Source organism: Paraburkholderia sp. BR10936 (assembly GCF_040965735.1).
Taxonomy (GTDB): Bacteria; Pseudomonadota; Gammaproteobacteria; order Burkholderiales; family Burkholderiaceae; genus Paraburkholderia; species Paraburkholderia nodosa_A.
The window spans coordinates 92,333-114,545 of sequence record NZ_JBFRCM010000016.1 but is presented as its reverse complement, the minus strand read 5'-3'; the positions used below and the strand labels follow the sequence as shown (position 1 = coordinate 114,545).

The 22,213-nt window shown below is 64.0% G+C and carries 15 protein-coding genes and 1 pseudogene; 5 read left to right on the top strand and 11 right to left on the bottom strand.

Going from position 1 to position 22,213, the window contains the following annotated elements; translation table 11 throughout:
• Window positions 1-61 precede the first annotated feature (61 nt).
• Window positions 62-1,132 carry a GlxA family transcriptional regulator gene (locus AB4Y36_RS29090; protein WP_256094981.1) on the top strand — a complete coding sequence of 357 codons (1,071 nt, stop codon included), beginning with the start codon at window positions 62-64 and terminating at the stop codon, window positions 1,130-1,132.
• Window positions 1,133-1,698: 566 nt separating this feature from the next.
• Here AB4Y36_RS29090 and fdhA read toward each other — a convergent pair.
• From fdhA to AB4Y36_RS29050, 8 genes are all read right to left on the bottom strand, one after another.
• Complete coding sequence (gene fdhA / locus AB4Y36_RS29085; protein ID WP_069267059.1) at window positions 1,699-2,895, bottom strand: formaldehyde dehydrogenase, glutathione-independent; 1,197 nt, start codon at window positions 2,893-2,895, stop codon at window positions 1,699-1,701.
• Between the two features lie 175 nt (window positions 2,896-3,070).
• A complete protein-coding gene (locus AB4Y36_RS29080; RefSeq protein WP_083245461.1) occupies window positions 3,071-3,565 on the bottom strand; it encodes a dihydroneopterin aldolase in 495 nt (164 codons plus the stop codon).
• The gene (locus AB4Y36_RS29075) at window positions 3,562-4,197 is read right to left on the bottom strand and encodes a sarcosine oxidase subunit gamma (RefSeq protein WP_368603527.1); all 636 of its coding nucleotides are present in this window, start codon (window positions 4,195-4,197) and stop codon (window positions 3,562-3,564) included. The genes AB4Y36_RS29080 and AB4Y36_RS29075 overlap by 4 nt, the downstream gene beginning before the upstream one ends.
• Window positions 4,187-7,195: a sarcosine oxidase subunit alpha family protein gene (locus AB4Y36_RS29070; RefSeq protein WP_368684811.1), complete on the bottom strand. Its 3,009-nt coding sequence runs from the start codon at window positions 7,193-7,195 to the stop codon at window positions 4,187-4,189. The genes AB4Y36_RS29075 and AB4Y36_RS29070 overlap by 11 nt, the downstream gene beginning before the upstream one ends.
• Window positions 7,192-7,494, bottom strand: coding sequence for a sarcosine oxidase subunit delta (locus tag AB4Y36_RS29065; protein WP_342946223.1), 303 nt, complete (start codon window positions 7,492-7,494; stop codon window positions 7,192-7,194). Before AB4Y36_RS29065 ends, AB4Y36_RS29070 begins: the two co-directional genes overlap by 4 nt.
• Window positions 7,495-7,562: 68 nt before the next feature.
• On the bottom strand, window positions 7,563-8,807 hold the full coding sequence (locus AB4Y36_RS29060; protein WP_042260300.1) for a sarcosine oxidase subunit beta family protein: 1,245 nt from the start codon (window positions 8,805-8,807) through the stop codon (window positions 7,563-7,565).
• 38 nt (window positions 8,808-8,845) lie between these two features.
• A complete protein-coding gene (locus AB4Y36_RS29055) occupies window positions 8,846-10,231 on the bottom strand; it encodes an L-serine ammonia-lyase (protein ID WP_368684810.1) in 1,386 nt (461 codons plus the stop codon).
• A 203-nt stretch (window positions 10,232-10,434) separates the two neighbouring features.
• The gene (locus tag AB4Y36_RS29050; protein WP_368684809.1) at window positions 10,435-11,577 is read right to left on the bottom strand and encodes a porin; all 1,143 of its coding nucleotides are present in this window, start codon (window positions 11,575-11,577) and stop codon (window positions 10,435-10,437) included.
• A gap of 346 nt (window positions 11,578-11,923) precedes the next feature.
• Here AB4Y36_RS29050 and betI point away from each other — a divergent pair, with 346 nt between their 5' ends.
• Genes betI through betA form a run of 3 tightly spaced genes read left to right on the top strand, consistent with a single transcriptional unit; the run spans window position 11,924 to window position 15,772 of the window.
• Window positions 11,924-12,538, top strand: coding sequence for a transcriptional regulator BetI (betI, locus tag AB4Y36_RS29045; protein ID WP_069267065.1), 615 nt, complete (start codon window positions 11,924-11,926; stop codon window positions 12,536-12,538).
• Window positions 12,539-12,557: 19 nt separating this feature from the next.
• The gene (betB, locus tag AB4Y36_RS29040; protein ID WP_368684808.1) at window positions 12,558-14,027 is read left to right on the top strand and encodes a betaine-aldehyde dehydrogenase; all 1,470 of its coding nucleotides are present in this window, start codon (window positions 12,558-12,560) and stop codon (window positions 14,025-14,027) included.
• An 11-nt stretch (window positions 14,028-14,038) separates the two neighbouring features.
• Complete coding sequence (gene betA / locus AB4Y36_RS29035) at window positions 14,039-15,772, top strand: choline dehydrogenase (RefSeq protein ID WP_368684807.1); 1,734 nt, start codon at window positions 14,039-14,041, stop codon at window positions 15,770-15,772.
• Window positions 15,773-15,955: 183 nt separating this feature from the next.
• On the opposite strand, the pseudogene AB4Y36_RS29030 reads toward betA, so the two are convergent.
• From AB4Y36_RS29030 to AB4Y36_RS29020, 3 genes and pseudogenes are all read right to left on the bottom strand, one after another.
• Window positions 15,956-17,527: pseudogene (locus AB4Y36_RS29030) on the bottom strand (APC family permease); the annotation flags it as partial.
• Window positions 17,528-17,701: 174 nt separating this feature from the next.
• Window positions 17,702-18,652 carry a choline ABC transporter substrate-binding protein gene (locus AB4Y36_RS29025; protein ID WP_368684806.1) on the bottom strand — a complete coding sequence of 317 codons (951 nt, stop codon included), beginning with the start codon at window positions 18,650-18,652 and terminating at the stop codon, window positions 17,702-17,704.
• Window positions 18,653-18,870: 218 nt separating this feature from the next.
• The gene (locus AB4Y36_RS29020) at window positions 18,871-19,779 is read right to left on the bottom strand and encodes a LysR family transcriptional regulator (protein WP_368603534.1); all 909 of its coding nucleotides are present in this window, start codon (window positions 19,777-19,779) and stop codon (window positions 18,871-18,873) included.
• A gap of 127 nt (window positions 19,780-19,906) precedes the next feature.
• Between AB4Y36_RS29020 and metE the strand changes: the two genes are divergently transcribed.
• Window positions 19,907-22,201 carry a 5-methyltetrahydropteroyltriglutamate--homocysteine S-methyltransferase gene (gene metE, locus AB4Y36_RS29015; protein WP_368684805.1) on the top strand — a complete coding sequence of 765 codons (2,295 nt, stop codon included), beginning with the start codon at window positions 19,907-19,909 and terminating at the stop codon, window positions 22,199-22,201.
• Window positions 22,202-22,213 lie beyond the last annotated feature (12 nt).

Here is a 22,213-nt window from a genome sequence, read left to right as displayed (position 1 = left end):
GACCCGCCAAATTCGAAAATTGCGGTAGCGTAGCCGGCCCCCCGGGCCTCACCGGGCCTCCATTGGGCATCAGGCTACCGATCACAAGGAATCGTCCCCCATGCTGCCGGATCGCACAGCGTCGTTAGCGCACTTCGCGTTCATGCCGCTGCCCGACTTCACGATGATCGCGTTCACGAACGCCATCGAAGTTCTTCGTATGGCTAACTACCTGAGCGGACAGCCGCTTTACAGGTGGTCGATCATCAGCCCGGAGGGCGGCCCGGTCGCGTCGAGCAACGGGCTTTCCATCGATACCGGCCCGGCCGAATGCGTGGGGCAACCCGATATCGTGTTCGTCTGCGGCGGCATCGATGTGCAGCGGGCCACCACGCCCGGCCATCTCGCTGCGCTGCGCCGCTTTGCGCGCATGGGTGTTGCGCTGGGCAGCCTTTGCACGGGTACCTATGCGCTGGCGAAGTCTGGGTTGCTGGCTGGGTATGCTTGCGCGATCCATTGGGAGAACATGTCGGCGCTGAAGGAGGAGTTTCCTTCGACGCGTTTTCTCAAGGAGCTCTTCGTCATCGACCGCGACCGGGTGACGTGCACCGGCGGCGTCGCGCCGCTCGACATGATGCTGCATCTCATCACGGCACGTGTGGGCACAGCTCGCGTGACGCAGATCGCCGAGCAGTTCGTTGTCGAGCATGTGCGCGATACGTCTGCCCAGCAGCGCATGCCGCTCGTCGCGCGGCTCGGGTCCGCGAACAAGTCGCTCTTCGAAGTCATCTCGCTTATGGAGAACAATATCGAAGAGCCGCTTTCACGTGAAGAGCTGGCGCGGCTTGCGAATATGTCACAGCGGCAATTGCAACGGCTCTTTCACGAGCATCTTGGCATGACGCCTACGCATTACTATTTAACGCTGCGCTTGCGGCGGGCGCGTGAACTGTTGCTGCAGACCGATATGTCGATTATGCAGATTACGATGGCCTGCGGGTTTCAGTCGGCTTGTCACTTTAGCAAGAGCTATCGGGATGCTTTTGGGAGCGCGCCTACTGGGGAGAGGCGGAAGCGGATTGCACCGCTTTCTGGTGCTGATTCGCCTGTGGCGGCGGCTGTTGTTGTCCCTTCGCCTGTTGTTCATATTTGAAACTTGCTTTCGCGCTGGTCTGCTAGCGTTGCCCCTGTGCGGGGCGGCACCTACTTTCTTTGCGGCGGCAAAGAAAGTAGGCAAAGAAAGCCGCTCAAACCGCCAGCGCCTGCCACGGTTCACATCTCGCCGTACATGGTGAATGGCTCCGGAGCGTCTGTCACCACTCGCCCCAAAACGGAGTGACAAGGCGCTCATCCTTCCGGCGGCGCTGCGCGCGCCGAAGGGCATAACCTAAAACCAGTGGTGCGCGTGCATTCTCGCGAAGCTTGAAATGCCTCGTGGTTTCCCATGCAGACCCCACCGCAGCGCGCGAAGCGAGCAGCGGGATGAATGAGCGCCTTGTCACTAACTTAGGTGGTGCGAGGCGACAGACGCTCCGGAGCCATTCACCATGTACGTCGAGATGCGAACTGTGGCAGGCATTAGCGGTTTGAGCGGCTTTCTTTGCCTACTTTCTTTGCCGCCGCAAAGAAAGTAGGTGCCGCCCCGCACAGGGGCAACGCATGCATACCGACGCGAAAACAAGGAAAGGCCCAAAAAAGGCCAAAAGCCAAAACTAAAAATTAAGCGGCCAACAACCCATGCGGATCAATCACAAACTTCCGCGGCGCACCGCCATCAAACTTTTTATACCCCTCAGGCGCTTCATCAAGCGAAATCACCGAAACATTAACGATCTTGGCGATCGGCAGCCGATCAAACAAAATCGCCTGCATGAGATTCCGGTTGTACTTGAGCACGGGCGTCTGCCCCGTATGAAACGTATGCGACTTGGCCCAGCCAAGCCCAAACCGGATGCTCAGGCTGCCATGCTGCGCGGCCACATCGCGTGCGCCCGGATCGTCCGTCACGTACAACCCAGGAATACCGATCATGCCTGCGGGCCGCGTGATTTCCATCAGCGAATTCAGCACCGTGGCCGGCGCCTCTTCCGAGTGACCGGAAGCGCCATGCCCGTGCGCTTCGAAGCCCACGCAATCCACCGCGCAATCGATTTCCGGCTTGCCCAGAATCTGTTCGATCTGCTCGCCGAGCGTTGCGTCTTTCGAAAGATCGACCACTTCGAAGCCCATCGCCTTTGCATGCGCGAGCCGCTCGGCATTGATGTCGCCGACGATCGTGCAGGCCGCGCCAAGCAAACGCGCCGAAGCCGCAGCCGCCATTCCCACCGGACCCGCGCCCGCGATATAGACGGTCGAGCCCGGCTTCACACCCGCCGTGACAGCGCCGTGATAGCCGGTAGGCAGAATATCGGAGAGGCACGTGAGATCGCGAATCTTCGACATCGCCTGGTCGCGGTCGGGAAACTTCAGCAGGTTGAAATCGGCATACGGCACGAGCACGTATTCGGCCTGGCCGCCAATCCAGCCGCCCATGTCGACATAGCCGTAAGCACCGCCCGCGCGCGACGGATTCACGTTCAGGCAAACACCGGTGTGCTGCTCGCGGCACATCGCACAGCGCCCGCACGCCACGTTGAACGGCACGGAAACGAGGTCGCCGATCTTCAGCGTTTCGACGTCGTTGCCCACCTCCACCACTTCGCCGGTAATCTCATGACCCAGCACGAGGCCGACGGGCGCCGTCGTGCGCCCGCGCACCATATGCTGGTCCGAGCCGCAGATATTCGTGCTGACTACCTTCAGAATGACGCCATGGCCGATCGAGCGCCCGCTCGGATCGACCATCTTCGGATACGCGATGTTCTGCACCTCGACCTTGCCCGGCCCTTGATACACGACGCCTCGATTACCGCTCATCTCGCTGTCTCCTGTTCGATGCAGCTCGCAACGCTGCTCACTAGATGGCGTTGCCTCGCGCAAACTGTACGCAAGACAACGGTGCTTCGAGCGTAGCCTGAGCGCCGCAGACGACGATGTGCAAAAAGCGACGCGCCCTTGCTTTGCGCCGACATCCGGCTACGCGTCTTGCCTGCTACTGCCCACTCCCGTCGGCCCGTATCCATTGCCGATAGTCGGCGCGCGTCCAGTCGAGCCCCACGCCCACGCGACGCGTACCCGGCCGGATCTTCGGCTTGTGCACCGCGAGCCTGAGCGTTTCCAGCGCGGGCCATTCGCGAAACGAAAACGCCGCCATGTCCGCCACCAGCGTTTCGAGCAGCCGCGTATGCGGCTTGCGCCCGAGAAAGTCGGCAAGGCGCGTGCAATAGCCGTCGTAGTCGATCCAGTCGCCCGCTTCACCCGTCGCGTTCTTTTCGTGCGGCATGCAGCGATAGCCGAGCTGCGCGTCGATCACGAGCGGCTGCGGGGAACCGTGCTCGTGCGGATAGATACCGATGCGCGCCGGCACGCTCAACGCTTCGACGAATACGCTCCAGCCGCGCCCGAGCGGCGCGTCGTGTGCGCCGAGCGCACCGATTGCGCCCAGCGCGCCAAGCGCCGGCTCGAACGCTGCATCGACGATCTTCATGGCGCGACCGACGCCGCGGCGTCGACCATGATGCGGCAGAAATAATCGGCGAAGCTGCGGCGCACGACGATTTCGAAGCGGTCGTCACCCGTGGGAATCAGCACGATCGAAGCCTTGAAATACACGCTCTGCGCGCATTGACCCGGCTTGAAGAGCCGCTGATGCAGGTCGAGCGGGCAGCCGCGCGAGAGCACGTCGCGCGCCCGCGTGCCTTCGATCTCGATCACCGTGTTGCCGCTGCCGACGTCCACGGCCGCCGCATAGGCATCGCCGAGCACGGGGGTCAGCTTCGCTTCGAGCATGCCCGTTTGCACAGGCGCGAGCGAGCGTACGAGCCATTCGTCGGGTCCGAGCCAAAGCACGTCGTAGTGGTCGCTGCGCGCGACGGTGTTCGGCGCGGCCGGCGGCTCGCAGCCAACCACGCCGGCGAACGCCGCGACGAACGCCGGGTCGCTCAATTCGCCGCGCACGTTCACGAGGTCACGAAACGGCAGCTCACGCATGGCGAACGCTTTCGAGGCGCGTCCCTCCTGCGCCTTGACCAGATCCGCGGCACCTGCGAGCGGCGACTCCAGGCGCACACCGACGACGCGCTCCGCGACCGGCAGGGGGTCTTTCGTTTCATTCAACATGCTGACGCACTCCTTCCGTGTCGTAGAAAATCGGGCTCGCGATCTGCGCGCTCACGCGCCGGCCATCGGCCATGGGAATCACCACGCGCTCGCCCATCTTGTTCAAGCCGCCCTTCACGACCGCCAGCGCGATGGAACGCTGCAGGATCGGGCTGTAGTAGCTCGACGTCACGTGACCGATCATCGGCGTCGTGCCGTCGGCGCGCGCTTGCGCATCCGGTGCGATGATCTGGCCGCCTTCGGGCAGCACGTATTGCGCATCGTCGGTCAGCAGCCCGACGAACTGCTTGCGGTTTTCCTTCGCCGTATCCGAGCGCTTGAGCGAGCGGCGGCCGAGGAAGTCCTTCGTCTGCGAGACGAGACCGCCCATGCCGAGATCGAAAGGCGTGACCGAGCCGTCCGTGTCCTGACCCACGATGATGTAGCCCTTCTCGGCACGCAGCACGTGCATCGTTTCCGTACCGTACGGCGTGATGTCGAACTCGGCGCCGGCTTCCATCAACGCTTCCCAGACGGCGCGGCCTGCATTCGCGGGCACGTTCACTTCATAGGCCAGCTCGCCCGAGAAGCTGATACGCATGACGCGCGACTTCACGCCCGCGACCGTGCCGTTGCGATACGACATGAACGGGAACGCGGCGTTGTCGAAGTCGATGTCCTTGCATACCTTCTGCAGCACCTTGCGGCTCTTCGGGCCGACCACGGCGAACGTCGCCCAGTGGTCGGTGACGGAAGCGAGACGCACCTTCATGTCGGGCCACTCGGTCTGCAGCCAGCGTTCGAGCCACGTGAGCACACGCGCCGCGCCGCCCGTGGTCGTCGTCATCATGTAGTGCTGCTCGCCGAGGCGCACCGTCACGCCGTCGTCGAACACCATGCCGTTTTCGTCGAGCATCAGGCCGTAACGGCACTTGCCCACTTCGAGCTTGAGCCACGGGTTCGTATAGACCCAGTTGAGCAGCTTCGCGGCGTCGGGGCCTTGAATGTCGATCTTGCCCAGCGTGGAAGCATCGAGAATACCGACGCTGTTGCGCACCGCAAGACACTCGCGCTTCACGGCCGCGTGCAGATTCTCCCCGCTTTTCGGGTAGTACCACGGGCGCTTCCAGTTGCCCACGTCCTCGAATTCCGCGCCATGCTGCACGTGCCACTCGTGAATGCAGGTCTTGCGGATCGGGTCGAGCATGTCGCCGAGTTCGCGCCCTGCGAACGTGCCGAACGTGACAGGCGTGTAGTTCGGGCGGAACGTCGTCGTGCCCGTCTCGGGAATCGTCTTGCCGAGCGCGCTGGCGAGAATCGCCATGCCGTTGATATTGCCGAGCTTGCCCTGGTCGGTGCCGAAGCCCATGGCCGTGTAACGCTTCACGTGCTCGACCGACTCGAAGCCTTCGCGCGCGGCGAGCAGAATGTCCGCTGCCGAGACGTCGTTCTGGAAGTCGACGAATTGCTTCGGCCCGCGCGCCGCATCCTTGCGACTGCCCACGAGCCACAGCGCCTGCAGCGGCGTCTCTTCGACCTCGGCTGCCCTGGGCACAGCGGGCCGCTTGAGCGGGAAGCCGAGCGACTTCGCCGCGTCGATGCCGCCGTCCACGCCCTGCGTGAGCGCGCGGCCAAGCCCGAATTCGCCCACTGCCGCCCCAACGCTCACTTCCTCCTGCACGCGCTTGCCGGGCAGGAAGCACGCCTTCGCGTCGCTCCAGTGCGCCTTGCCGCCCGACTGCGCGAAGAGGTGCAGCACCGGGCTGAAGCCGCCCGACACCGCAACGAGATCGCATGCAAGCGTGGCCTGCTGCGCGCCGGCCTGCCCGTTCGTGTAGCCCACCACGTCGACTGAACTCACACGCTGCTTGCCGTGCGCACAGTTGATGGCCGCGTTGTACATCACCTTCACGCCCTGGCGGCGCGCGGTGGCCTGCAATGCGCCGTTGCCCTGGGCGCGCCCATCGACGACCGTGACGGTCGCGCCGCATGCCTTCAGATCGAGCGCACAACGGTAGCCCGCGTCGTTGTTCGTGAAGACGACCGCATTGCGGCCCGGCAACACGCCATAGCGATGGATATACGTCGAGACCGCCGAGGCCAGCATGATGCCCGGCAGATCGTTGTTGCCGAACACGATGGGACGCTCGTGCGCACCGGTGGCGAGAATCACGCGCCTGGCGCGGATTTTCCACAACAGCTCGCGCGCACCCTGGCGCGTGGAAACCGGCAGATGCTCGGTCAAACGCTGCGTCACGGTCACGAGATTGTGGTCCTGATAGCCGAACGCCGTGCTGCGCGACAGGATCTTCACGTCGGGCATCTGTTTGAGTTCGGCTTCGATCTTCTCGACCCAATTGAGCGCAGGACGGCCGTCGATATCGGCCTTGCACGACAGCAGGCTGCCGCCCAGTTCGCGCTGGTCGTCCACCAGAATCACGCGTGCGCCGGTTGCGCCCGCCGTATGCGCGGCCGCGAGGCCGGCGGGGCCGCCGCCCACCACGAGGACATCGCAATGCGCGAAGCATTTGTCGTAGCGGTCGGCGTCGCGCACTTCGGGCGCTTTGCCGAGACCCGCGGCGTCGCGAATCTTTTCCTCGTATTTCGGCCACCATTTACGCGGCCACATGAAGGTCTTGTAGTAAAAGCCCGCCGGCAGAAAGCGCGAGAACTTCTGGTTGATCGCCATGCGATCGTTTTCGAGGCTGGGCTCGGCGTTCACGCTCGTCGCGACGAGCCCCTGGTACAACTCGACTTCGGTCGCGCGCGCATTGGGCACCGTATACGCGCCGCGCTCGAGTTGCACGATAGCGTTCGGCTCGGCCACGTCCGCCGTCATGATGCCGCGCGGGCGATGATACTTGAAGCTGCGCGCGACGAAATGCACGTCGTTGGCGAGTAGCGCCGAGGCCAGCGTGTCGCCCTGAAAGCCCTGATACGTGCGGCCATTGAACGTGAAGTTCAGCGGAATTGCGCGGTTCACGCGCCCACCGGCGCCGAGGCGGTTCTTCTGGCTCATCGCTGCGTGCTCCCTTGCTTGTCGCCTTGCGCCCCATTTGCTGCGCCGAAGGTTTCGTAAGACTGAATCTCGTAGGTGACGGTGTCGCGCGTCGCCATGAACCAGCGGCGGCAACCCTGCGCGTGCAGCCACTGCTCTTTATGCACGCCGCGTGGGTTATGACGCATGAAGAGGTAGTCGCCCCACTCCTTGTCGGTGAGCTTGTCGGTGTCGAGCGGACGCGCGATGTCGGCTTCGCCGCCGCAGGTGAACTCGACTTCGGCGCGGGGACCGCACCACGGGCATTCAATGATCAACATGTTTGGATCTCCTGTCGACCAGAGTTGGCGCTTCAGCGCCTTACTCTGGTCCCATGCAACGAAGTTGCCTAGTGCGCGACGGCGGCTGCGCCGTGTTCGTCGATCAGATGGCCGGTATAGAAACGGTCCAGCGAGAACGGCGCGTTGAGCGGATGCGGCTCGTCCTTCGCAATGGTGTGCGCGAATACCCAGCCCGAGCCCGGCGTCGCCTTGAAGCCGCCGGTGCCCCAGCCGCAGTTGAAATAGAGACCCTTCACGTCGGTCTTGCTGATGATCGGGCAGGCGTCCGGCGAAACGTCGACAATGCCGCCCCACTGCCGGTTCATGCGCACGCGCGAGAACACCGGGAACATTTCGACAATGGCCTGCAGCGTGCCCTCGATGATGTGGAAGCTGCCGCGCTGGCCGAAACCGGTGTACTGGTCCACGCCCGCGCCGATCACGAGATCGCCCTTGTCGGACTGGCTGATATAGGCGTGCACCGCGTTCGACATGATCACGGTGTTCACGACCGGCTTGATCGGCTCCGACACCAGCGCCTGCAGCGGGTGGCTTTCCAGCGGCAGGCGCACGCCGGCCATGTCCGCGAGCGTCGTGGTGTTGCCCGCCGCCACCACGGCGACCTTCTTCGCCTTGATGAAGCCCTTCGACGTATCCACGCCGGTCACGCGCGCGCCGTCGCGGCGAATGCCCGTCACCTGGCAGTTCTGGATGATGTCCACGCCGTGCTGGTCAGCGCCGCGCGCGAAGCCCCACGCCACGGCGTCGTGGCGCGCCACGCCCGCGCGGCGCTGGATCGAGGCGCCCAGCACGGGGTAGCGGCTGTTCAGGTTGATGGTCGGCTCGATTTCCTTGATCTGCTCCGGCGTGAGGAATTCCGCGTCCACGCCGTTCAGGCGGTTCGCATTCACGCGGCGCTCGGTATCGCGCACGTCCTGCAGCGTATGCGCGAGATTCATCACGCCGCGCTGGCTGAACATCACGTTGTAGTTGAGGTCCTGCGAGAGCCCTTCCCAGAGCTTCATCGCTTTCTCATAGAGCGCCGCCGACTCGTCCCACAGATAGTTCGAGCGCACGATGGTCGTGTTGCGCGCCGTGTTGCCGCCGCCGATCCAGCCCTTCTCCAGAATCGCGACGTTCTTCACGCCGTGCTCTTTCGCGAGGTAATAGGCCGTTGCGAGACCATGCCCGCCGCCGCCGACGATCACCACGTCGTACTCCTTCTTCGGCTCCGGGCTTCTCCACTGCCGCTCCCAGTTCTCGTGATACGACAACCCGTTGCGGAACAGACTGAATATCGAATAGCGGCTCATCTCGCAGACCCCTTGTTGCGCGTTACCATTAGCTTCAGTTAGCACTCGATGACGTTCACGGCGAGACCACCGCGCGACGTCTCCTTGTATTTCGTCTTCATGTCGGCACCCGTTTCGCGCATCGTCTTGATGACGTTGTCGAGCGTGACGTAATGCTCGCCGTTGCCCTTGAGCGCCATGCGCGCGGCATTGATCGCCTTGATCGCGCCCATGGCGTTGCGCTCGATGCAGGGAATCTGCACGAGGCCGCCCACGGGGTCGCAGGTCATGCCGAGGTTGTGCTCCATGCCGATTTCGGCGGCGTTCTCCACCTGGCGCGGCGTGCCGCCCATGACGGCAGCGAGCGCCGCGGCGGCCATCGAGCACGCCACGCCCACTTCGCCCTGGCAGCCCACTTCGGCGCCCGAGATCGACGCCGTTTCCTTGTAGATGATGCCGATGGCCGCGGCCGTGAGCAGGAAGTTGGCGATGCCGTCTTCGTTTGCGCCCGCCACGAACTTCACGTAGTAGTGCAGCACCGCGGGAATCACCCCCGCCGCACCGTTGGTGGGCGCCGTGACGACGCGGCCGCCCGCCGCGTTCTCTTCGTTCACGGCCATGGCGTAGAGATTGACCCAGTCGAGCATCGACAGCGGATCGCGCAGCGACTCCTCGGAGCGCGAACGCAGATGCACCGAGAGATCGGCGGCGCGGCGCTTCACCTGCATCGGGCCGGGCAGCTCGCCATGCATCTTGCAGCCGCGCTCCACGCAGGCGGCCATCGCGCGCCAGATCACGAGCAGCCCTTCGCGCACGTCTTCCGGCGAACGTGCCGCGCATTCGTTCGCAAAGGTGACGTCGGCGATCGACCGGCCGCTCTCGTTGCACACGCGCAGCAGGTCGTCGCCGGTGCGGAACGGATACGGCACCTCGCGTCCGCTGCGCACGCCGTTCACGCGGTCGCCGTCGCGGTTCACGACGAAGCCGCCGCCCACCGAGTAGTACTCTTTTTCGACGAGCAGCTGCCCGTTTTCGTCGAAGGCCTGAAAACGCATGCCGTTCGGATGCAGTGTGTTCGCGCCGCCCATCGTCTTGCGAAAGAAGCCAACGCACTCCTTCTCGTCGAAGCGGATGGTCTGCTTGCCGAGCAGCACGAGCGTCTTCTCGCGGCGCATGGCGGCGAGGCGCGGCTCGATCTGGTCAGGGTCGATCGAGTCGGGCAAGTTGCCTTCGAGGCCGAGCAGCACCGCCTTGTCAGTGCCGTGGCCCTTGCCCGTCGCGCCGAGCGAGCCGTACAGCTCGACCTTGACGCGACGCACAAAGGCGAGCAGATTGGCGTCCTCGATGTGGGACGCGAAGCGGCACGCGGCAACCATCGGGCCGACCGTATGCGAGCTGGACGGACCGATCCCGATCTTGAACAGGTCGAAAACGCTGACGTTCATCTGACTTCCCTTCGCGCTGAGCGCATGGATGAGCTTGAGTGCAAGTAGACCAAAGAGGCCGTGGCAGCCGATAGAACAAAAACGCCATCGCCGTTGGACGGCCTCGCCAGCCGGGGCTGCGGGCGACTCCGGCGGACGATTCGCGAGGGTTTTACCGCGGGTTTTCCCGATGTTTTGCGGTGGAAAAGCACCCGCATGTCCGCTCAGAACTGATGACGCAAGCCAATGCGCACATCGGCCTGGGTGGTGGTGGAAGACGGCGTGAAGCTATAGCCGATCACCGCGTCCACACCCTGCGAGGCCTTGAGCCAGTCGCCTGAGATGTACACGTCCGTGCGCTTCGAAAGCAGGTAATGCATCCCCGCCGAAAGCTGGTTCCAGTGGTGGCCGTCGAAGTGGGTGTACTGGTAGCCGCCCGCCACGCTGAACGCGGGCGTCACCTGCCAGTTCGCACCGCCCTCGCCCACCTGCATGTGCTCGCTCTCGCCGAACGCCTTGATCTGCGTGTACGTGAAAGCGCCCATGAGCGTGACGTCGCCGATGGCGTAGCTCGCGCCCGCGCCGAAGGTGGCCTGCTTGTCCACGGGGAACGGCGTCTCCGAGTAGAGCGAGCTAACCGCGCCGGTGGCGGGATCGACGCTCACAGTCGGCCTGCCAAAGAACGTGCGCACGCCAATCATGTTGTACGGGTCGAACGCGTAGATGCCCGATGGATTGTTCAACTGCGTGTACGCGGTGCCCATCGCGAACGGGCCGTTCTGGTACTGCGCGCCCACGCTCCATGCGCTGCCGGTGTGAAAGTCGCCTGGCGTGTTACTGAACGAGTACATGCCGCCGAACTGGAATCCGCCGAACGTGTTCGACATGAACTTCACGGCGTTCGGCAGATGGTCGCCGTTCATGCGGTCGAAGTCGCCCTGGTTGATTGCGTAGCCGCTCGCCCACGCCGTGACGTTGTAGAGGTAGACGAACTCTTGCGTCATATCGGCCTGATTGCCGAACGTGAGCGTGCCCCAATCGTTCTGGAGTCCGACATAAGCGAGGCGACCGAAAAGCGAGCCGCCGTTGGCGATCTGTCCGTTGCCGAGGTGAAAGCCGCTCTCCAGCTGGAACACGGCCTTCAACCCGCCGCCGAGATCCTCGGTGCCCTTGAGACCCCAGCGGTTCGCCTGCGCAATGCCATCGTCGAATTTCACTTGATGCGAGCCGCCCGCATTGCTCACGTAGGTCACGCCCGCGTCGATGATCCCGTACAGGGTGACGCTGCTTTGGGCATGGCTTTCTGTCGAGACGGCGCTCAATGCCACCGCGATGCCGCTCAGTGCCACCGCATTCAGTTTTCTCATGGTGTCGGGTCTCTCTGGTCTGGCGATACAGGTTGTCGGGCCGCGCCGGCAACGCATGGCGCCTTGCGCGGTGGATCAAAACGTACAAGTCCAAATCTCGCCCGACTTGCGCAGACACGACACGCGCTGGCGCTAACGCGACACGCCAGCGGCATAAAAACCCCTGTAAAACAGGCGCAATCCGTTATCTGGCGGGCCTCGCGAAGGGTTCCGGCGACGCGATCATCGGTAATCCGACGCGGACTTTGTAAAATCCGCCGATCCCGCCATTTCTACGTTTTTATTGATTGAACATTCAATAAAATATACCTAAAGTGGAAACCTCCCCGAATCGCCCGGAATCACCATGCCCAAGATCGGAATGCGCGACGTGCGCCGCGCGCAACTCATCGACGCCACCTTGCAATCGATCGACCAGTCGGGTCTCTCCGGCACCACGCTCGCCACCGTCGCGCAGCACGCGAAGATTTCGACTGGCATCGTCAGTCACTATTTCGGCGGCAAGGACGGCCTGCTCGAAGCCACCATGCGCCACGTGCTACATGACCTCTGGGAGGCCACGGTGCGGCGTCGCCTCGCCGCGAAAGACGAACCGCGTGCGCGTTTGCGCGCCATCGTCGCGGCTAATTTCGACGTATCGCAGGTGAACGCACCCGTCATGAAGACCTGGCTCGCGTTCTGGGCCGAGAGCATGCACCAGCCCGCGCTGCGCCGGCTGCAGCGCGTCAACACGCGACGGCTCCATTCGAACCTCTGCGCGGAGTTCGAGAAGGTGTTGCCGGGCGCCGCGGCCCGGCGCGCCGCAAGCGGACTCGCTGCGTTGATCGACGGCCTCTGGCTGCGCGGCGCGCTCACGGGCGAACCGTTCGACACGAAGGCCGCGCTGCGCGTGGCCAACGACTACATCGACCTGCTGCTCGAAGCGCGCGCCAAGCCGCGCTCAGGCAAGTCAGGCAAATAACCCGGCCCGGAGCCAATCGATGTCCCTCTTTCCCCTGCAACGCCTCTTCATCGACGGCACCTATACCGACGCCACCAGCGGCGAAACGTTCGACACCTACGATCCCGCCACCTGCGCCAGGCTCGCCACGGTCCAGCACGCGAGCGCCGCCGATATCGACCGCGCCGTGCAGTCGGCCCGCAACGGCCAGCGCGTCTGGGCCGCCATGACGGCCATGCAGCGCTCGCGCGTGCTGCGGCGCGCGGTCGAGTTGCTGCGCGAACGCAACGACGAACTCGCGGCGCTCGAAACCAGCGACACGGGCAAGCCGATCGCCGAAACGCGCAGCGTGGACATCGTCACCGGTGCCGACGTGATCGAGTACTACGCGGGCCTCGCGCCTGCGCTCGAAGGCCAGCAGATTCCGCTGCGCGAAAGCGCGTTCGTCTACACGCGGCGCGAGCCGCTGGGCGTCACGGCGGGCATCGGCGCCTGGAACTATCCGCTGCAGATCGCCTGCTGGAAATCGGCGCCCGCGCTCGCCGCCGGCAACGCGATGATCTTCAAGCCGAGCGAGATCACGCCGCTTTCGGCCTCGAAGCTCGCCGAGATCTATATCGAGGCGGGCGTGCCGCCCGGCGTGTTCAACGTGGTCCACGGCGACGGCCGTGTGGGCGCCATGCTGAGCGTGCATCCCGGCATCGAGAAGATTTCGTTTACGGGCGGCGTCGAAACGGGCAAGAAGGTCATGGCGGCCGCGGGCGGCTCCACGCTCAAGGAAGTCACGATGGAACTGGGCGGCAAGTCGCCGCTCATCGTCTTCGAAGACGCCGACCTCGAGCGTGCCGCCGATATCGCCGTGACCGCCAACTTCTTCAGCGCGGGCCAGGTATGCACCAACGCCACGCGCGTGTTCGTCCATCAATCGGTCATTGCCGCGTTCGAGGCTCTCGTGCTCGAGCGCGTGAAGCGCATCCGCGTGGGCAACCCCGCCGATCCCGCCACCAACTTCGGGCCGCTCGCCAGCGCCGCGCAGCTCGACAAGGTGCTCGGCTATATCGAGAGCGGCAAGCGCGAAGGCGCGCGGCTGCTCGCGGGCGGCGCGCGCCTCACGCAGGGCGACTTCGCGCGCGGCCAGTACGTGCAGCCCACCGTGTTCTCCGGTTGCCGCGACGACATGCGCATCGTGCAGGAGGAAATCTTCGGGCCGGTGATGAGCATTCTTGCCTTCGCCAACGAAACCGAAGTGATCGCACGTGCCAACGAATCGCTTTTCGGCCTGGCCGCCGGTGTCGTGACCGAAAGCCTCTCTCGCGCGCACCGCGTGATTCATCGGCTCGAAGCCGGCATCTGCTGGATCAATACCTGGGGCGAGTCCCCCGCCGAAATGCCCGTGGGCGGCTACAAGCAGTCGGGCGTGGGCCGCGAGAACGGCATCACCACGCTCGAGCACTACACGCGCCTCAAATCCGTCCAGGTGGAACTGGGACCGTATCAGCCCGTTTTCTGAGGGAGTCCTGCATGGCAGCGCAAGAGTACGACTACATCATCATCGGCGCGGGATCGGCGGGCAACGTCCTTGCCGCGCGCCTCACCGAGGACCGCGACGCGACGGTGCTGCTGCTCGAAGCGGGCGGCCCCGACTACCGCTTCGATTTCCGCACGCAGATGCCCGCGGCGCTCGCCTACCCGTTGCAAGGCCGCCGCTACAACTGGGCTTACGAAACCGATCCCGAGCCGCACATGAACAACCGGCGCATGGAATGCGGACGCGGCAAGGGGCTGGGCGGGTCGTCGCTCATCAACGGCATGTGCTATATCCGCGGCAATGCGCTCGACTACGACGGCTGGGCCGAGCGCAAAGGGCTCGAGAACTGGAGCTATCTGGACTGCTTGCCCTATTTCCGCAAGGCCGAAACGCGCGACGTCGGCGCGAACGACTATCACGGCGGCGAAGGTCCCGTGCACGTGACGACGAGCAAGCCGGGCGTGAACCCGCTCTTCGAGGCGATGATCGAGGCGGGCGTGCAGGCGGGCTATGCGCGCACCGACGACCTCAACGGCTACCGCCAGGAAGGCTTCGGGCCGATGGACCGCACCGTGACCGCAAAAGGCCGGCGCGCGAGCACCGCGCGCGGCTATCTGGATCAGGCAAAGCATCGGCCCAACATCGACATCGTCACGCACGCGGTGACGGACCGCATTCTGTTCAGCGGCAAGCGGGCATGTGGCGTCGTCTTTCTCGACGGGCCCGCGCGTGTGACCCGCTACGCGCGCCGCGAAGTGCTGCTGTGTGCGGGTGCGATCGCCTCGCCGCAGATCTTGCAGCGCTCGGGCGTCGGTCCCGGTGCATGGCTGCGGGAACTCGACATTCCCATTGTGCTCGATCTGCCGGGCGTCGGGCAGAATCTTCAGGACCACCTGGAAATGTACATGCAGTACGAGTGCAAGGAGCCCGTCTCGCTCTACCCTGCGCTCCTCATGCGCAATCAACCGGCGATTGGCCTTGAATGGATGCTGCGCGGCACCGGCATTGGCGCGAGCAATCATTTCGAGGCGGGTGGCTTCATTCGCACGCGCGACGACGATCCGTGGCCGAACCTTCAGTATCACTTCCTGCCCGTCGCGATCAACTACAACGGCAGCAATGCGATCAAGATGCACGGCTTCCAGGCGCACGTGGGCTCGATGCGCTCGCCGAGCCGCGGGCGCGTGAAGCTGCGCTCGCGCGATCCGCGCCAGCATCCGTCGATCCTCTTCAACTACATGGCCGAAGCGCTCGACTGGCGCGAGTTCCGCGACGCAATTCGCATCACGCGCGAAATCATTGCGCAGCCCGCGCTCGACCGGTTTCGCGGACGCGAGTTGAACCCCGGCGCGGCGCTCAAGACCGACGCCGAGATCGATGCTTTCGTGCGCGACCGCGCGGAAACCGCGTATCACCCGTCGTGTTCGTGCGCGATGGGCTACGACGACATGGCGGTGGTGGACGGCGAAGGCCGTGTGCATGGACTCGACGGCCTGCGTGTCGTGGACGCGTCGATCATGCCGCGCATCACCACCGGCAACCTCAATGCGCCAACCATCATGATCGCGGAGAAGATCGCGGATCGCATACGCGGGCGCGAGGCGCTTGCGCGATCGCATGCGCCGTATTTTGTGGCGAATGGGACGCCGGCACGCGGACCGGATTTTTCCGCGGCGGATGGCGCGTCGCGCAGGGAGAAAGTACGCGCACATAGCGTGACGCTTTAAGCAACGCTAATGGGCCAGAATCGGCGCGCAAGGAGTTGCGCAGCGACTCTGGTTTTTTTTCGGCTTCATCGAACATTCAACGCGCGATCAGTCCTGTAAAAGGCACAGCAACAGGAAGAGCCAAAAAAACGCGGCACCACGCGAGCACCCCGCCCGCACGATGCCGCCAACACTGAAGTCAACTCAGACCGACGCGGCCAGCCAATGCGAAACCGCAATCGTCAGCGCCGCTGCAACGAGCGCGCCATAAGGCGCAAGACTCAACAACCGGCTGCGCACCGGCACGCTCACTTCCATATCGAGCGCACTGCCCGCCGGAAACCGCCCGCGATCTTGCCAGTAATGCCGGAAAGCAAACACCGGCACGATCAGCAGCATGGCAATGAGGCCATCGCGCAGCGTCCCCTCGCCTTGCAGATTGGCGCCCGCGCCCACGAACACGAGATTCGCATAGCCGCACAGCGCACCGAGCGCGAGCAGCCACGTCGGGCAACGAAACGGCCGCGCCCAGGCGCTACGGTCCATGCGATGAATCCAGCCGGACTGAAGGTTCAGGAACACGAACAACATGTAGCAGACGTTCGAGATCGACAGCACCGTCATATAGTCCGACATCGCGAGCAGGATGAGATTGAAACCGAGATCGGTCCACATCGCCGCCGTCGGCGCGCCGTGCTCGTTCACGCGCGAGAGGTAGCGCGGCAGCCAGCCGTCCACCGAAGCCTGATAGAGCGTGCGCGACGAACCCATCATCGACGTCATCACGATCAGCAAGATGGAAAGCATCAGCATCACCACCACGGCGTTGCCCACCCAGGCGCCGCCGCCCACCATCTCGGCCATCGCGGTGCCCACACCGGTGCCGTCTCCGATGCGCGGATCGAGCATCATCGCCGTACCCAGCGAGCCCTGAAACGCGAGCGGAACGAGCGTCATCACGACGAGGCAAAGCGCGCCCGACCAGAAGATCGCCCGCGCCGTATCGCGCCGCGGGTCGCGAAACTCGCGCGTGTAGCACACCGCCGTTTCGAAGCCGTACGATGCCCATCCCGCCATGAACATCGCACCCAGCGCCATGACCACGCCCTGCCCGTTCCACGTGCCGAACACCGCCGCGGTGAGATTGCCGTGCGCGTCGTGGCCGAGCGGCAGCAGCGGAAACAGATGCTTGGCGGGAACATCGCCCGTGACGAAGGGCACGAGCCCGACGATCAACAACGGCGTGAGCGATGCGATGCCGAGAATCTTCTGCGTTTTCGCGGCCTTCGAAGCGCCGCTGTGCTGAAGCCGGAACGTGATGAGCAGGAACGCCGCGGCGATCAGGAACGTCGCGTTGATGCGCAGCGTGAGACCCGGCTTGATGAAGTCCAGGTTGGCGAGCGTCCAGTGCCACTGCAGGATGGCCGCTTCGGGCGCGAACAGCGTGGCGAGCGCGTAGTTGGCGGCAAGTCCGCAGCCCAGCGCCAGCATGGGCGACCACGCGAGCCAGTTGCACCACACGGAAACCGGCGCGATCATCTTGCTGTAGCGGACCCAGCCGATTGCTCCGTACACCGAAGCACCGCCCGACTTGTGCGGAAAGAGCCCTGAAATCTCGGCGTAAGTGGCGCTTTGCACGAGGCCCATCGTGATCGATGCGATCCAGATGGCCCAGGCCGGCTGGCCGATGGTCGCGCAAACGCCGCCAATCGTGAACAGCACGCCCGCGGGCACGCCGCTCGTCACCCAGAACGCATCTTTCCATGTGAGGCCGCGCTGCAGCGCATGGCCATGACCGCCTCGTGCGGCGCTCTCCTCTGCGCCATGCGTACCGATTCCTGCTTGCTCCATCTGCCTCCTCCTCTTTTGAACGCTAATCAACCAAAATTGCCGGGCAAATAGGGATGTACCGCAGGGTTGTCCGCGGCTTTCGCCGCGGACAACGGCACGTCAGTGCACGCCCAGCGAGGCGCGCACGGCAGGCAGGCCCGGCTTGCCGTCGAGCGTGGTCACGCCGGCGAGCCAGTTGTCGAGCACCTGCGGGTTGCTGCGCAACCAGTCGGCGGCGGCCTTGTTGGGGTCCTCCTTGTTGGCGATCGGCACCATCAAATGGTTCTCGATGACAGTCGTGAACTGCAGGTTGGAGACGAACTTCGCCACGTTCGGGCAGCGCGCGGCGTAGTCGGGCGGCTCCGCGGTCAGCACGCGCGCCGCGCCGTAGTCAGGCCCGAACACCGCGTCGCCGCCCGAGAGATAGTCGATCTTCATCTGCACGTTCATGGGATGCGGCTCCCAGCCGAGGAACACGATCCATTGCTTCTCGCGCACGGCGCGGTTCACCTGCACGAGCATCCCCGCCTCGCTCGATTCGACGAGCTTGAATTTGCCGAGTCCGTACTGGTTCGCGCCGATCATCTTCTGGATCAGTGCATTGCCGTCGTTGCCGGGTTCGATGCCGTAGATGCGTCCTTGCAGTTTGTCCGCGTACTTCGCGATGTCCTGAAACGATTTGAGGCCGCCCTGGTAGACGTAATCGGGAACGGCAAGCGTGTATTTCGCGCCCGTGAGATTGGGCGTCGAGAGCACCTTGATCGAACCCGACTTCGTGAAGGGCTCGATGATCGGGTCCATGGTCGGCGACCAGTAGCCGAGGAACACATCGATCTGCTTGCTCTTGAGCCCTGCGAACGTGATCGGCACCGAGGCGATCGTCTTGGTCGGCGCATAGCCGAGCGCGCCGAGGATCGTCGACGCCACGCCCGTGGTCGCCGCGATATCGGTCCAGCCCACGTCGGCGAAGCGAACGTCCTTGCACGCGGCGGGATCGGCCGCGTAGGCACTGGTGCAGAGAATGGCGGCGCACGCGAGCGCGCCTGTCTTAAGCAGGGGGAATCGGCACATCGTCATCTCCTCAGGAATCGAACTGCGTCGCAGGGTCATGAAGGCTCATGACACATGGTTGTCCGGCAAAAAGCCGACTAACGTAGCAATTGCGACGAGCAATTGCGCAGAAGCGACAAGCGATTCCAGCGAGTACCGATGAACAGCGACTTTAAGTTAATTGAACGATCAATATACGAACTTGTACGACGTTCCTTTCAATTTCAAAACGCGACCCATCAGCCTCGCACACGGGGCTGTTGCCAGACCGGGTCGCGTGCGAATTCGACGAACGATTTCAGGTAGTCGACCACGGCGTCGCCTTCGCGCGTGCCGAGAAAGATCTGCTTCGCGATGCCCTGCTTGCCGAGCTTCACGATCGCGAGCGGCATACGGTCTGCGTATTCCTCCGCGAGCCAGCGCGGCAACGCGGCCACGCCGCGATGGCTCGCGACCATCTGCAGCATGATGTCGGTCGTTTCGATCGTCTTGTGACGGCGTGGCGTGATGTTCGCGGGCCGCAAAAACTGGTTGTAGATATCGAGCCGGTCGGTATCCACGGGGTACGTGATGAGCGTTTCGTCGACTAGCTGCTCGGGCTTCACGTAGCGCACGTTCGCGAGCCGATGGTCTTCCGCGACCACCAGCACCTGCTCGTAGTCGAACACCGGATCGAAACGCAGTCCGGGCCGGTTGAGCGGATCGGGCGTGACCAGCACGTCGATGTCGTAGCCGATCAACGCACCGATGCCGCCAAACTGAAAACGCTGCTTCACGTCCACGTCGACGTCGGGCCAGCGCGCCAGATACGGCGAAACGACCTTGAGCAGCCACTGATAGCACGGGGCGCATTCCATGCCGATGCGCAACGTGCCGCGCTCGCCCGCGGCGTACTGCTTCATGCGCTCTTCCGCGAGTTCGAACTGGGGCAGGAGCCGCTCGGCTAGCGAGAGCAGATATTGCCCGGCCTGCGTCAGCCGCAGGCTGCGCCCCTCGCGGTCCCAGATTTGGGTGCCGAGTTGCTGCTCGATCTTCTTGACCGTATGGCTCAGCGCCGACTGCGTGAGGAAAAGCGATTCCGCCGCAGCGGTCAGTGAGCCCTGGCGGGCGACTTCGCGGACGATGACAAGGTGAACGCGTTCGAGCATCAGGCGACCAGATGAAAAAAACTAATGGATGGATGAAATAATGCCATTTTTCTTCATCATCGGATACGTCTATCATCGCTGCCACTCTGGATCGTTTCCAGCACTTTCATTTCGGACGGCACCGCACATGGTCACCACGCACAATCTCGGCTTTCCGCGCATCGGCGCGAAACGCGAACTCAAATCCGGTCTGGAACGCTACTGGAAAGGCGAATCCTCGCGCGACGAACTGAAGGCGCTCGGCGCGCAACTGCGCAAGCGCCACTGGGAAAACCAGAAGGGTCTAGACTTCGTGCCGGCCGGTGACTTCGCGTTCTACGACCAGGTGCTCGACATGAGCTTCACGCTCGGCAACCTGCCCGAGCGCGTGCAGGGCTTCCACGGCGACAAGCTCGACAACTACTTCCGCGTGGCGCGTGGCCGCTCGGCGGCGGGCGCCGAGGACCATGCCGCGTGCTGCGGCGGCGTCGCGGCCGGCGAAATGACGAAGTGGTTCGACACGAACTATCACTACATCGTCCCCGAATTCACGGCCGATACGCAGTTCAACCTCGACACCTCGCGTCTTTCCGAGCAACTGCGCGAAGCCCGCGAACTGGGCGTGAAGGCCAAGCCCGTGATCATCGGGCCGCTCACTTACCTGTGGCTCGGCAAGGCCAAGGATGACTCGGACAAGCTGGCGCTGCTGCCGCGCATCATGCCCGTCTATCGCGCACTGCTCGACTACTTCCGCGTGATGGACGTCGAATGGGTGCAGATCGACGAGCCGATTCTCGTGACCGAACTCGATCCGGCCTGGCGCGCCGCGTTTGCGACGGCGTATGAAGGCTTCGAGCTGCGTAGCGTCAAGCTGCTGCTGGCCACCTACTTCGGCCAGTTGCAGGACAATCTCGACCTCGCGTGCTCGCTGCCCGTCGACGGTCTGCATATCGACGCGATCAACGCCCGCGAAGAAGTCGCGCTGGCCGCGCAAAAGCTGCCTGCACAGAGCGTGCTCTCGGTGGGCGCGATCAACGGCCGCAACATCTGGAAGACGGATCTGAACGCCATGCTCGAATGGCTCGAGCCGCTCGCGAAGCAACTGGGCGAGCGCCTCTGGATCGCGCCGTCGTGCTCGCTGCTGCACGTGCCGGTGGATCTCGCGAGCGAAGAAAAGCTCGACGTCGAAATCCGTTCGTGGCTCGCGTTTGCGCTGCAAAAGCTCGACGAAGTAAAGGTGCTTGCCACGGCGCTCAATGCCGGCCGCGACAAGGTCGCAGCCGAACTCGCGGCAAACGCCGCCGCCGTTCAGGCGCGCCGCGAGTCGCCGCGCGTGAACAACCCCGCCGTGAAGGCCGCGATCGCCCGCATCGATGCACAGCTCGGCAATCGTCAGCACGCCTATGCCGAGCGCGCCGCGAAGCAGGCCGCACGCCTGAAGCTGCCCGCCTTCCCGACCACCACGATCGGCTCGTTCCCGCAAACGGCGGAAATCCGCCAGGCGCGCAGCCAGTTCAAGAGCGGCGCGCTCGACGACGCGAGCTACCAGGCCGCCATGCGCGCCGAAATCGAGCGCAGCGTCCGAGAGCAGGAGCAACTGGGTCTCGATGTGCTCGTGCACGGCGAAGCCGAGCGCAACGACATGGTCGAATATTTCGGCGAGCAGCTCGACGGCTACGCGTTCAGCCAGTTCGGCTGGGTGCAGTCGTACGGCTCGCGCTGCGTGAAACCGCCTGTTCTGTTCGGCGACATCAGCCGCCCGAAGGCGATGACGGTGGAGTGGATCACCTACGCGCAGTCGCTCACGAACAAGCCCATGAAGGGCATGCTCACGGGCCCGGTGACGATCCTCAACTGGTCCTTCGTGCGTGACGACCAGCCGCGTTCGGTCTCGTGCTACCAGCTCGCGCTCGCCATTCGCGAAGAAGTGCTCGACCTGGAGAAGGCCGGCGTGGGCGTGATCCAGATCGACGAGGCCGCGCTGCGCGAAGGTCTGCCGCTGCGCCGCGCGCAGTGGGGCGAGTATCTGCGCTGGGCCGTGGAATCGTTCCGCATCACGGCGAACGGCGTGGAAGACGAAACGCAGATCCACACGCACATGTGCTATTCGGAGTTCAACGACATCATTGCGTCGATCGCCGATATGGACGCGGACGTCATCACGATCGAGACCTCGCGCTCGGACATGGAGCTGCTCGACGCGTTCGACGACTTCAGGTATCCGAACGAAATCGGGCCGGGCGTGTACGACATTCACTCGCCGAACATCCCGACCGAAGCGCACATCGTGCAATTGATGCAGAAGGCCGCCGGGCGCATTCCGGCAGAACGCCTGTGGGTCAACCCGGATTGCGGTCTGAAGACACGACAGTGGGCCGAGGTGATTCCGGCGCTGACCAACATGGTCGCTGCCGCCAAGGCGCTGCGCAGCCAGGTGCAATAAGGCGCTGAAGCG

Bases quoted from the DNA above. Each gene is read 5' to 3' on its own strand.
- AB4Y36_RS29065 (WP_342946223.1), bottom strand. From the start codon at position 7,494: ATGTTGATCATTGAATGCCCGTGGTGCGGTCCCCGCGCCGAAGTCGAG.
- AB4Y36_RS29070 (WP_368684811.1), bottom strand. From the start codon at position 7,195: ATGAGCCAGAAGAACCGCCTCGGCGCCGGTGGGCGCGTGAACCGCGCA.
- AB4Y36_RS29025 (WP_368684806.1), bottom strand. From the start codon at position 18,652: ATGTGCCGATTCCCCCTGCTTAAGACAGGCGCGCTCGCGTGCGCCGCC.
- AB4Y36_RS29050 (WP_368684809.1), bottom strand. From the start codon at position 11,577: ATGAGAAAACTGAATGCGGTGGCACTGAGCGGCATCGCGGTGGCATTG.
- betB (WP_368684808.1), top strand. From the start codon at position 12,558: ATGTCCCTCTTTCCCCTGCAACGCCTCTTCATCGACGGCACCTATACC.
- AB4Y36_RS29055 (WP_368684810.1), bottom strand. From the start codon at position 10,231: ATGAACGTCAGCGTTTTCGACCTGTTCAAGATCGGGATCGGTCCGTCC.
- AB4Y36_RS29060 (WP_042260300.1), bottom strand. From the start codon at position 8,807: ATGAGCCGCTATTCGATATTCAGTCTGTTCCGCAACGGGTTGTCGTAT.
- AB4Y36_RS29020 (WP_368603534.1), bottom strand. From the start codon at position 19,779: ATGCTCGAACGCGTTCACCTTGTCATCGTCCGCGAAGTCGCCCGCCAG.
- betI (WP_069267065.1), top strand. From the start codon at position 11,924: ATGCCCAAGATCGGAATGCGCGACGTGCGCCGCGCGCAACTCATCGAC.
- AB4Y36_RS29075 (WP_368603527.1), bottom strand. From the start codon at position 4,197: ATGTTGAATGAAACGAAAGACCCCCTGCCGGTCGCGGAGCGCGTCGTC.
- fdhA (WP_069267059.1), bottom strand. From the start codon at position 2,895: ATGAGCGGTAATCGAGGCGTCGTGTATCAAGGGCCGGGCAAGGTCGAG.
- AB4Y36_RS29080 (WP_083245461.1), bottom strand. From the start codon at position 3,565: ATGAAGATCGTCGATGCAGCGTTCGAGCCGGCGCTTGGCGCGCTGGGC.
- metE (WP_368684805.1), top strand. From the start codon at position 19,907: ATGGTCACCACGCACAATCTCGGCTTTCCGCGCATCGGCGCGAAACGC.
- betA (WP_368684807.1), top strand. From the start codon at position 14,039: ATGGCAGCGCAAGAGTACGACTACATCATCATCGGCGCGGGATCGGCG.